The organism is Novosphingobium piscinae (assembly GCF_014230355.1).
Classification (GTDB): domain Bacteria; phylum Pseudomonadota; class Alphaproteobacteria; order Sphingomonadales; family Sphingomonadaceae; genus Novosphingobium; species Novosphingobium piscinae.
Map to the genome: position 1 here is coordinate 56,931 of NZ_JACLAX010000018.1, position 10,332 is coordinate 67,262.

A 10,332-nucleotide genomic window follows, 5' to 3' on the forward strand; every position below is an offset into this window, starting at 1 on the left:
TCACCTGCCCCATTCCTGCTCTTTGTCATCCTGAACGTGTTTCAGGATCCATCGCGTCTTCGGCACTGTCGGATGCCTGGGCTTGGGGCACTGCCCGACGCCCCTGATGAAGCTGAGCAGACGGACAAATTGATCCTGAAACACGTTCAGGATGACGACACGCCGCGATTGGCAGCCCACTCCCCGGAATCAGAACGGGGCGCGACTTTCGTCGCGCCCCGCTGCAATCCGGCCCAACCGGAACCGGGCGGGAAAATCAGGCCTCGGCCTTCTTCTTGGCCGGAGCCTTCTTCTTCGGAGCCGGCGCGGCCTCGGCCTCGGCGGCCGGAGCCTCGGCCTCGGCGGCCTTCTTCTTGGCCGGGGCCTTCTTGGCCGGCTTCACCTCGTCCGAGGCGGGAGCGGCCTCCTCGGCGACGGGCTCGGCGGCCTTCTTCTTGGCCGGGGCCTTCTTCTTGGCGGCCGGCTTGTCGCCGTGGTCATAGCCGCAGTCCGGACCATGGACGTGGCCTTCCCCGGTCTTGCCCTCTTCCGCCTCGATCGCCGCCTGCAGCTCTTCCTTGGTCACGGTCCGCTCGGTCACGGCAGCCTTGTCGAACAGGAAGTCGACGACCTTGTCCTCGTAGAGCGGGGCGCGCAGCTGCGCTGCGGCGAGCGGCTCGGAACGGATGTAGTCGACGAAGCGCTGGCGATCCTCGGGGCGATATTGCTGGGCAGCCTGCTGCAGCAGCATCGACATTTCCTGCTGGGTCACCTCGACGCCGTTGGCCTGGCCGATCTCCGACAGCAGCAGCCCCAGCCGCACGCGGCGCTCGGCGATCCGGCGGTAGTCGTCCTTCTCGGCCTCGATCTCGGCCAGGGCGGCGGCCGGATCAGCCTCGCCCGCGGCTTCCTGGGTCAGCTGCTGCCAGATCTGCTCGAACTCGGCCTCGACCATGCTCGGCGGGACCTCGAAATCGTGGCCGGCGGCCAGGATGTCGAGCAGCTGGCGCTTCATCTGGGTGCGGGTCAGCCCGGCCGTCTCCTGCTCGAGCTGGCCGCGCAGCAGGCCCTGCAGCTGCTCGAGGCTCTCGAGGCCGAGGTTCTTGGCGAAGTCGTCGTCGATCTTGGTCTCGCCCGCGACCTTCACCGCCTTGACCGTGATGTCGAACGTGGCTTCCTGGCCGGCCAGGTTGGCGGCGGGGTAATCCGCCGGGAAGGTCACCTTGATCTGGCGCTCTTCACCGGCCTTGGCGCCGACGAGCTGCTCCTCGAAGCCGGGGATGAAGCGGCCGGCGCCCAGCTCGATCGCGGTGTCCTCGGCCGAGCCGCCCTCGAAGGCCTCGTCACCCAGCTTGCCGACGAAATCGATCACGAGCTGGTCGCCGTTCTCGGCCTTCTTGCCCTTCTTGGCATCGACGAAGCTCTTGGCTCCGGCGGCGATGCGCTGCACCGCCTCATCGACCTGGGCATCGGTGACCGGCACGACCAGCTTCTCGAGCTGGAGACCGTCGAGCGTCGGCGCGGCGATGGTCGGCAGGACCTCGAGGCTGACGGTCAGCTCGGCGTCCTGGCCCTCGGCATAGCCTTCGCCCAGGTTCACCGCCGGCTGCACCGCAAGGCGGAGCTGCTTGTCGGCCACCAGCTTGTCCATCGCCTCGCGGATCGAGGTGTTGAGCGCTTCCTGGTGGATCGCCGGACCATGCATCTTGCGCACGAGGTTGGCGGGCACCTTGCCGGGCCGGAAGCCGGGCATCCGCACCTGCGGCGCGATCTTGGTGATCTCACCCTCGACCCGCTCGGCGATCGCCGCCGCGGGGATGGTGATGGTGTAGCCGCGCTTCAAACCCTCGTTGGTGGTCTCGACAATCTGCATGACAATAACAGCCTTTTCAAAAACGCCGATGCGCCCGCCGTCTCGCTATCCTGGTGGCTGAACTGGTGCGGGCGAAGGGACTCGAACCCCCACATCTTGCGATACTGGTACCTAAAACCAGCGCGTCTACCAATTCCGCCACGCCCGCGAGCCGACGAAGCCCGAAATCCGAAGGGCAGGCCCGTAGCGGGCTGGCGCGAAAAGGGCAAGCGTTGGCGGTGACCTGCCCGAACCGGCGCAGCCGGGGACCGGGCGCGCCGCTCACGCGGCTCGGCCTGGAGCCTCCGGGCGTGTCCGGGCGCCTGCCGGCGAGCGGTCCAGACCCGTCACCCCCGGCCTTGCGCCAGCCGCGCTGTCCGCGGCAGATCAGCGCAGCAGCGCGGCGACCCAGCGGGTCAGCGGGCCGGGCTGCGGGGCGACTGCGGCACCCGGCTGGGCCGGGCAACCGAGGCAATAGGCTTGCGCCCCGCGGCCCGACACGATCCGGTCGGCCCCCGCCAGCGCCGCCATCAGACGCGCCTGCTGGCGCTGCGCCAGCGCGGCGAAGACGTCGCCCTCGGGCGCGTCGCTTTCGTCATCCTGGCCGCCGAACACCTGCTGCAGCAACGAGGCATAGCGATTGTCGCTCTGGCCGAGGTAAAGGGGACTCCATGTTCCTTCGCCCAGCTTGGCCTGGCCGGCCACCCAGGCCAGCGCATCGTCGAGCGCGCCGAACTGGTCGACCAGCCCGATCTGCCGCGCGGTGCCGCCGTCCCAGATCCGCCCCTGGGCGATCGCGTCGATCTGCGCCGGGCTCTTGCCCCGCGCACCGGCGACGAGGCCGATGAAGCGTTGGTAGCCGCCCTCGATATTGGCCTGGAGCAGCTGCTCGACCTCGGGGGAGAAACCGCCCAGCACGTCGGGCTGTCCCGACAGCGGAGTGGTCCGCACCCCGTCCGACCTGACGCCATAGTCCGCCAGGGTGCGCTCGAACGAGGGCAGGACCGCAAAGATTCCGATCGAGCCGGTGATGGTGCCCGGCTCGGCGAAGATCCGTGTCCCCGGGGTCGAGACCCAGTAGCCGCCACTGGCCGCGACATTGGCCATCGACACGGCCACCGGCACGCCGCGCGCCTTGATCCGTTCGATCGCTCCGCGGATCCGCTCCGAGGCCATGACCGACCCGCCGGGCGAATCGACCCGAATGACCAGCCCGGCAAGATCCGCCGCAGCGCTGCTTTCGAGCAGCGCCGCGATACGGTCGCCACCGGCGACGCCGGGGCCGGCATCGCCATCGACGATCTCGCCCGCGATCGTGACCACGCCGATCCGCTTGCCACCGCTTGGCGCGGGATTGGCCGCCATCCAGGTGCGCAGCGAGGTGTGGGCGAAGGCGCCCGGAGCGCGGTCAGCCGGGTCCTTGCCGGCCAGCTCCGCGACCCGTGTACCGAAGGCCGCGCGATCCCCGATCCGGTCGGCCAGCCCGGCCGCCAACGCCCCCGTGGCGGTATCGCCCCCGGCGGCGCGGATGGTGTTGACCAGCCCGGTCGTGGCCAGATCGAGCCGTACCCGCGGGCGGGCCTTGCGGACGTTGTCCTGCCACTGGCCAAAGATCGCCTGGAGCACCGCGCTGCGGGCCTCGCGTGAGGGCGCCGACATGTCTTCACGCTCGTAGGGCTCGACGAAGTCCTTGTAGGTCCCGACCCGATAGACGTGGACGTTGATCTTGAAGCGGTCGATCAGCGCCTTGAAATAGGGCGTGTGCCCGCCGGGACCCGTGATGTAGGCACCGCCCAGCGGATGGATCCAGATCTCGCTGGCGTGCGCGGCGAGCAGCAGGGCATCATCATCCAGCGTCGCGCCATAGGCCAGCACCGGCTTCTTCGCCGCGCGGACCCGGTCGAGCGCCGCGCCGATCTCGGTCAGGTGGACGAAACCGCCGCCGCCGAACCCGGTAAGGTCAAGCGCGACCGCCTTGATCCGTCCGTCGCGGGCCGCCGCGTCAAGCGCGCGGACGAGATCACGGGCGCGATACTCGGTTTCCGGCATCGCACGGCTGGCCAGGGCGGTCAGCGGATCGACCTGCTGCGGTTCCTCGACCACCACACCCTTGAGGCGCAGCAGGAGCGCGCCCTCGCGGACCTGGGCGGGGCTCGGCCGACTCGACAGCCCGGCATAGAGCGCGCCGAAGAACAGCAACAGGAGCAGCAGGACCAGCCCGTCCTTGATCGCGACCAGCAGCTTCCAGACCTTGCGCGCGAAAATCATCGATCCAGTCCGTCCTCGGGCGGGTGTTACGCGGCGGTCCCGAGCGCGCCGCAATCTGTCTCCTTGATAGGAGGACGCACGAAATAAGAAAGTGGACAGATGACCGCGCGGCTTGTTGGTCCTGCCCCAGCCGGTTAGAGCGCTGTCTTCAATGACAGCGCCACATTCCTCCAGCGCCGCCCGCTATCCAGCCGGCGGGGCCGCCTTCCCGCACCGCGACCTGCTCGGCCTCGCGGGGCTGGCTCCGCATGAACTGCTCTACCTGCTGGACCAGGCCGAGCCGTGGGTCGCGCTCAACCGCCAGCCGCACAAGCGCGCCGAGGTGCTGGCCGGACTGACGATCATCAACGCCTTCTTCGAGAATTCCACCCGCACCCTGCTGAGCTTCGAGATTGCCGGCAAGCGCCTGGGCGCCGACGTGGTCAACATGCATGCTGCCACCTCCAGCGTGAAGAAGGGCGAGACCCTGATCGACACCGCGCTGACGCTCAACGCGATGCGCGCCGATGCGATCGTGATCCGCCACGCCAGCTCGGGTGCGGTCGGGCTGATCGCCGACAAGGTCGACTGCCCGGTGCTCAACGCCGGCGATGGCCAGCACGAGCATCCCACGCAGGGGCTGCTCGATGCGCTCACCATCCGCGGCGCGCTGCGCGCCCGGGGCGAAACCGGCGAACCCTTTGCCGGTCTGCGCGTGGTGATCTGCGGCGACATCCTGCACAGCCGCGTCGCGCGCTCGAACATTCACGCGCTGACCACGCTGGGTGCCGATGTGAGGGTCTGCGCCCCGCCGGCGCTGATGCCGGCCGAGATCGAACAGCTCAAGGTCACGCCATACCACGATTTCGATGCCGCGCTGGCCGGCGCCGACGTGGTCATGATGTTGCGTCTCCAGCTCGAGCGGATGCAGGGCCAGTTCGTCCCCTCCCCGCGCGAATACCGCCATCTCTACGGGCTCACGCTCGAGCGGCTGGCCCGTGCGGCACCGGGGGCCCTGGTGATGCACCCGGGACCGATGAACCGCGGGATCGAGATCGACAGCAATGTGGCCGACCATGCCGCCGTATCGCTGATCACCACCCAGGTGGAGATGGGCGTGGCGATCCGCATGGCCTGCCTTGACGTGCTGACCCGGCGCGCGCGCGGCGTGGAGGGCTGGGCATGATCTCTGCACCGCTGACGATCATCAACGCCCGGCTGGTGCTGCCTCAGGGGGAGCCGGTGGCGGGGGCGCTGCGCACCGAGGGTGACCGCATCGTTGCGCTCGGCCCGACGGTGGCGCCGGCCTCAGAAGACCGGGTGTTCGACGCGCGCGGCCAGCTGCTCGCGCCGGGGCTGGTCGATCTCGGGGTCTTCGCGGTGGACAAGCCCGCCTTCCACTTCGGCGGGATCACCCGCGCCGCGTTGATGCCCGATCAGGGCCCGCCGCTGGACCATCCCGCCCGGGTGCGCTTCGCCGCTCAGTCCGGCAAGCCGGGTCTGTGGGTTCACCCGCTGGCCGCCGCGACCCGCGAACTGGCCGGTACCGAGATCGCCGAGATCGCGCTGATGCGCGACGCCGGGGCGCGCGCGGTCAGCACCGGGCGCGGCTGGATCGGCGATTCGGGAACGATGCTGCGACTGCTGCGCTACTGCGCGATGCTCGATCTGGTGGTGGTCAGCCATGCCGAGGACAGCGGCCTCGCCGGCGCTGCTGTTGCCACGGCTTCGGAGATGGCGACCCGGCTCGGCCTGCCCGCCGCGCCAGCCGAGGCCGAGGCGCTGGCCGTGGCGCGCGATATTGCCCTGGCCGAGCTGGCCGGGGCCCGGCTGCACCTGCGTCAGGTGACCACCGCCGCCGGGCTTGACCTGGTCCGCGCCGCCAAGCGCCGCGGCGTGGCTGTCACGGCGGGCGTGACACCGGCCCATTTCATGCTGTCGGACACGGCGCTGGCCGGCTTCCGCACCTTCCTGCGGCTGTCACCCGCGCTGCGCTCCGAGGCGGATCGCAAGGCCGTGATTGCCGCGATTGCGGATGGCACGATCGATGTGATCGCCTCGGGCCATGACCCGCGCGGCCCCGAGGACAAGCGCCTGCCCTTCGCCGATGCCGAACCCGGCATGGCCGGGGCCGAAACGCTGCTGCCGATGACGCTTTCGCTGGTCCGCGACGGGGTCATCGACCTCGCCCGCGCCTTCGCGCTGCTCGCCGCCACGCCGGCACGGCTGCTCGGCGTCGAGGCCGGCGTGCTCGCGGTCGGGGCCGCTGCCGATCTCGCGGTGATCGATCCCGATCGCCCGTGGATCGTCGATTCCGCGAGGATGGCCGCCAGCGCGGGCAACACCCCGTTCGACCGCCAGCCGGTCCAGGGCCGGATCACCGCGCTGTTCAAGGGCGCCGCTCAGGTCGCCTGAGCCATTCTCCCCTGCCCGCAGGCCACGAAAAAACCCCTCCGATGGTCGTCGGAGGGGCTGAACAAGGTTGGTCGATGGGACAGGCTGTAAGCCCTGAAATGCTGCCGAAGCGTTAACGCCGGGCGCGCTGCGGGCCCGAGGCATCGCGGCCGGGCAAACCCGGCTGGACGGCCGGTCGCGGCAGCACGGCATAGGCGAAGCAGGCACCGCCGCGAGCCTTGACCTGGGCGCAAAGTCCGCCTGCGGCCCCCGCACCATTGAGGCCGGCCGCGGCCACCCGCCAGACCGTCTTGCCCCGCACGGAGGCGGTGGTGACGGTCATCCGGTAGCTGGCCAGTCCCGGCGTGCGCCGTACGAAGATACCCCAGGCGCGGCGGGCGCCCTGCTGGCTCGAGAAGGCTCCGAGCTGGACGAGATGGGTGCCTGCACCCGCAGCCGCCAGCCGGGTCGGCGCATTCGCCGGGACGGCGGGCTCGGCCGTGACCCGCGTCGAACGCGTCACCACCGGGGCGAAGGCCGACGCCACGCTGGGCCGGGCGAGCGGCTTGGCTACTGCTGGCGCAGCCGTCGCCGGACGCGCGATCTGGGCGGCAATGTTCTGTTCAAGCACCGGCGGCGCGGCCGGGACCGGCGCGGCAACCGGCTCGGCCGCGGCCAGCGCGGGGAGTTCGGCCGGAGCGGCAGGCTGGACCGGCTCCGCGACGGCCGCCGCCACCTCGACCGGGGATGCCGGCTGGACCGGAGCCGGGGTCTGGGCCGCCAGCTGCTCGCCCGCCACATCAGCCTTGAGCGCCAGCATCGCGGGCTGCCCCGGATCGCTGCGCACCGGCGCGCCGATCAGGCCGGCGACACGCTCGCGCGCCCGGTCAGGCAGGGCCGAGAGCATCCATACGGCCAGGCGCTGGTCGAGTTCGGCGGCGGGCAGGTCCTGCGCAGCCATCAGCCGCGCCTCGCTCCAACGGCCGTCGAGCGCATAGGCATAGGCCAGGTTCTGGCGCAGCTTGGGCGTGCTTTCGCCGCCCCGCACCGCGTCGCTGAGGATCGCCACGCCGCGGGCCGTTTCGCCGGCCAGGGCGAGAGCCAGCCCGAGGTCGGCCGCCGGGATCTCGCTGCGCCAGTCATCGAGCAGGGCCACCGCCTCGCGCTGGCGGCCGAGGCCGATCTTGGCGAGGGCCAGGCCCAGTGCCGTCCGACCGCTGTTGTCGCCCAGCGCCATGGCATCGTCGAAGGTGGTCGCAGCCGACTGGAAACGGCCGGCAGCCAAATAGGTCTGCGCCAGCATCGCCCGCGCGGCGGGATCCTGCGGGGCACGCTGGACCGCCTGCTCGGCCTTGGCCACCGCACGATCGCCGATCGGCGCGGCGCGGGTGGGCGCGGCCGTGGCCGACTTGAAGCCAGCCGAGCCCGCGCAGCCGCCGAGCAGGGTGAGTGTGGCGGCGACCCCGGCCAGGACCAGGGGGCGGTGGGCGAGCCGAAGGCTGGGGTAACGCGATCCGGTCATGGCAAGGTCCAGTTTCAACGGGCGATCCGCTGGGCGCCCTGGGGGGCCTCCAGCGGCTCAAGGTCGGGCAGGCTGTCGAGCAGACGATCGACGGCTTCGGTGACGAGCGACTGCGCGCTGCGCGCCTGTGCGGCACAGGCCAGACGCAGGCGGTAGTGGCGATCGGGGTCGAGCCGCAGGGTGAAGGCGGCGGTGCGGGTGCGGCGCACGATCGGCCGGCCGGCATGGCCATGGAGCGGCGCGACCGGGACCCCCGGCAGTTCGCGCAGGAAGGGGAGCACCTCGGCCGGAGCCGGCTTGCGGGCGAGCAGCGGCTCGGGCGCGGTGGACGGTTCGAACACGACCACGGCCGGTCCGGCCGGCTCTCCGGCCGGGGTCGCTGCTGCGGGCGTCTCGGCCTCGGGCTGCGCCCAGCCCATGTCGTTCCAGCCGCAGTCGTTCAGCGGATCGCCCGGAGTAGCGGGCCCCTGCAGCGGCGAGCGCATCGCCGGGCGCGCGCCGCCCTTGCGGGCGAGCAGGGTGGCGGACAGGGACGCGAAACCGCGCGAATTGCTCATCGTCTCGCCCCCCGTCACGAACCGGCCACGCGGCGGCCGAAGCCCCCGATCGGCCGGTGGGTGCCGGCCTGCCCGGTGGGGCTGGCCGGAGCGGCGAAGACGGTGCGGCGGAAGTTCTTTTCGAGCCGGTCGGCCACGTAGTTCCACAGGGCGGCGACCTCGAGGGCCGAGCGGCTGTTGGGGTCGACCTCCATCACCGTGCGGCCATCGATCATCGAAGCGGCGAAATCGGTGCGCTGGTGCAGGGTGATCGGGGCGACCGTGCCGTGCTGCGACAGGGCGATCGCCGCCTCGCTGGTGATGCGGGCCTTCGGCGTGGCGGCATTGACCACGAAGATCAGCGGCTTGCCCGCGCGCTCGCACAGATCAACCGTGGCACCCACGGCGCGCAGGTCATGCGGACTGGGGCGGGTCGGGACGACGATCAGCTCGGCCACCGCGATGACGGACTGGATCGCCATCGTGATCGCCGGGGGGGTGTCGATCACAGCCAGCTTGAAGCCCTGCTGGCGCAGCACCTGAAGATCGGCCGCAAGACGGGCCACGGTGGTCTGGGCGAAGGCGGGCATATCGGCCTCGCGCTCGTTCCACCAGTCGGCCAGCGAGCCCTGGGGATCGATGTCGATCAGCACGACCGGTCCAGCCCCTGCCCGTTGTGCCTGAACAGCCAGGTGTCCCGACAAGGTGGTCTTGCCGGAGCCGCCTTTCTGCGATGCCAGAGCCAATACGCGCACGGTTCAAGTCCCCCGGAATGCCGGCAAATCTGCCAATTCCCGGCGAAAGAACCACGGAGACCCCTAAGATCGCGTTAATTTTGCCACCACGGAGTGCTCCGGTGTAAAGGAACGTTGGCTTGCCGGACAAAGGGTTTGCCTGCCCGCCTGCTTGTGGCAGAACCCCTCCGGCCGATCAGCAAACGGGGACGAGACGAATGACTGCGGGTCGCTTGGGTCTACTCTGGGCCGTCGGAATCGCGGCGCTGAGCCTTGCGGGCGTGGCCAGGGGCGACGTCAAGACCGGCGAGGAGGCCTGGAACCGCGGGGACTACACGGTCGCCGTCCAGCAGTGGGAAGGCCCGGCCGAGCAGGGCGATCCCGATGCCCAGTTCCATCTCGCCCAGGCCTACCGGCTCGGCCGCGGCGTGCCGCGCGATCTCGCCCGGGCCGAGGCCCTGTTCGCCAAGGCCGCGGCCCAGGGGCATGTCGAGGCGGGCGATTTCTATGGCCTGATGATGTTCGACCGGGGCGAGCGCACCGCCGCCATGCCCTATGTTCGCGCCGCTGCCGGACGCGGCGATGCCCGCGCCCAGTACCTCCTCGGGATTGCCCACTTCAACGGGGACCTCGAGGCCAAGGACTGGGTTCGGGCCTATGCCCTGATGACCCTGGCGCAAAGCGCGGGCCTGCCCCAGGCCGCCCCGGCAATCGCCCAGATGGACCAGCACATTCCGCTGGCGCAGCGACAGGCAGCCGCAACGCTGGCCGCCAAGCTGGGCGAGGAAGCGGAGACCAACCGCCGCAACCAGCTCGCCGCGGTCGATCTGGGCAGCCGGATCGTCACGCCGGCCCCGGTGGCGCCGCCCAGCGGCCTGCCGCAACCGCGTCCACCGTTCGGGCTGGGTGCCCCGGCTCCGGCACCGAGCGCGACCGCTGCTGCCGCTCCCGCGCCTGCTCCCCCGCCCGTACGCGTGGCCGCAGCGCCCCCCGCCCCCGCGCGATCCGCCCCGCCAGCGCCCGCGCCCGCCGAAGCCAAGCCGGCAGCGCGGCCCGCCGCCGCAAAGC

The 10,332-nt window shown here is 71.0% G+C and carries 8 protein-coding genes and 1 tRNA gene; 3 read left to right on the forward strand and 6 right to left on the reverse strand.

The genetic code is table 11. The features are described from left to right. Positions 1-256: 256 nt before the first annotated feature. The 3 genes from tig to sppA form a co-directional block, all read right to left on the reverse strand. Positions 257-1,852: a trigger factor gene (gene tig / locus H7F53_RS14650; RefSeq protein ID WP_185680249.1), complete on the reverse strand. Its 1,596-nt coding sequence runs from the start codon at positions 1,850-1,852 to the stop codon at positions 257-259. A gap of 63 nt (positions 1,853-1,915) precedes the next feature. Further along, positions 1,916-2,000, reverse strand: a tRNA-Leu gene (locus H7F53_RS14655). Positions 2,001-2,218: 218 nt separating this feature from the next. Continuing rightward, positions 2,219-4,099, reverse strand: coding sequence for a signal peptide peptidase SppA (sppA, locus tag H7F53_RS14660; protein ID WP_185680250.1), 1,881 nt, complete (start codon positions 4,097-4,099; stop codon positions 2,219-2,221). Positions 4,100-4,250: 151 nt separating this feature from the next. Here sppA and H7F53_RS14665 point away from each other — a divergent pair, with 151 nt between their 5' ends. Then, entirely contained in the window at positions 4,251-5,264 is a 1,014-nt protein-coding gene (locus tag H7F53_RS14665) for an aspartate carbamoyltransferase catalytic subunit (protein ID WP_185680251.1), read from the forward strand. Further along, entirely contained in the window at positions 5,261-6,493 is a 1,233-nt protein-coding gene (locus H7F53_RS14670) for a dihydroorotase (protein WP_185680252.1), read from the forward strand. Before H7F53_RS14665 ends, H7F53_RS14670 begins: the two co-directional genes overlap by 4 nt. A 112-nt stretch (positions 6,494-6,605) precedes the next feature. Here H7F53_RS14670 and H7F53_RS14675 read toward each other — a convergent pair whose 3' ends face one another. Genes H7F53_RS14675 through H7F53_RS14685 form a run of 3 tightly spaced genes read right to left on the reverse strand, consistent with a single transcriptional unit; the run spans position 6,606 to position 9,285 of the window. Further along, complete coding sequence (locus H7F53_RS14675; protein WP_185680253.1) at positions 6,606-7,994, reverse strand: tetratricopeptide repeat protein; 1,389 nt, start codon at positions 7,992-7,994, stop codon at positions 6,606-6,608. A gap of 14 nt (positions 7,995-8,008) precedes the next feature. After that, positions 8,009-8,551, reverse strand: coding sequence for a hypothetical protein (locus H7F53_RS14680; RefSeq protein ID WP_185680254.1), 543 nt, complete (start codon positions 8,549-8,551; stop codon positions 8,009-8,011). A gap of 14 nt (positions 8,552-8,565) precedes the next feature. Next, positions 8,566-9,285 (reverse strand): AAA family ATPase, encoded by a 720-nt coding sequence (locus tag H7F53_RS14685; RefSeq protein ID WP_185680255.1) that lies wholly within the window; start codon positions 9,283-9,285, stop codon positions 8,566-8,568. A gap of 197 nt (positions 9,286-9,482) precedes the next feature. Here H7F53_RS14685 and H7F53_RS14690 point away from each other — a divergent pair. Beyond that, a partial coding sequence (locus H7F53_RS14690; protein ID WP_185680256.1) for a tetratricopeptide repeat protein occupies positions 9,483-10,332 on the forward strand: 850 nt, incomplete at its 3' end.

Bases quoted from the DNA above. Each gene is read 5' to 3' on its own strand.
- tig (WP_185680249.1), bottom strand. From the start codon at position 1,852: ATGCAGATTGTCGAGACCACCAACGAGGGTTTGAAGCGCGGCTACACC.
- sppA (WP_185680250.1), bottom strand. From the start codon at position 4,099: ATGATTTTCGCGCGCAAGGTCTGGAAGCTGCTGGTCGCGATCAAGGAC.
- H7F53_RS14665 (WP_185680251.1), top strand. From the start codon at position 4,251: ATGACAGCGCCACATTCCTCCAGCGCCGCCCGCTATCCAGCCGGCGGG.
- H7F53_RS14670 (WP_185680252.1), top strand. From the start codon at position 5,261: ATGATCTCTGCACCGCTGACGATCATCAACGCCCGGCTGGTGCTGCCT.
- H7F53_RS14675 (WP_185680253.1), bottom strand. From the start codon at position 7,994: ATGACCGGATCGCGTTACCCCAGCCTTCGGCTCGCCCACCGCCCCCTG.
- H7F53_RS14680 (WP_185680254.1), bottom strand. From the start codon at position 8,551: ATGAGCAATTCGCGCGGTTTCGCGTCCCTGTCCGCCACCCTGCTCGCC.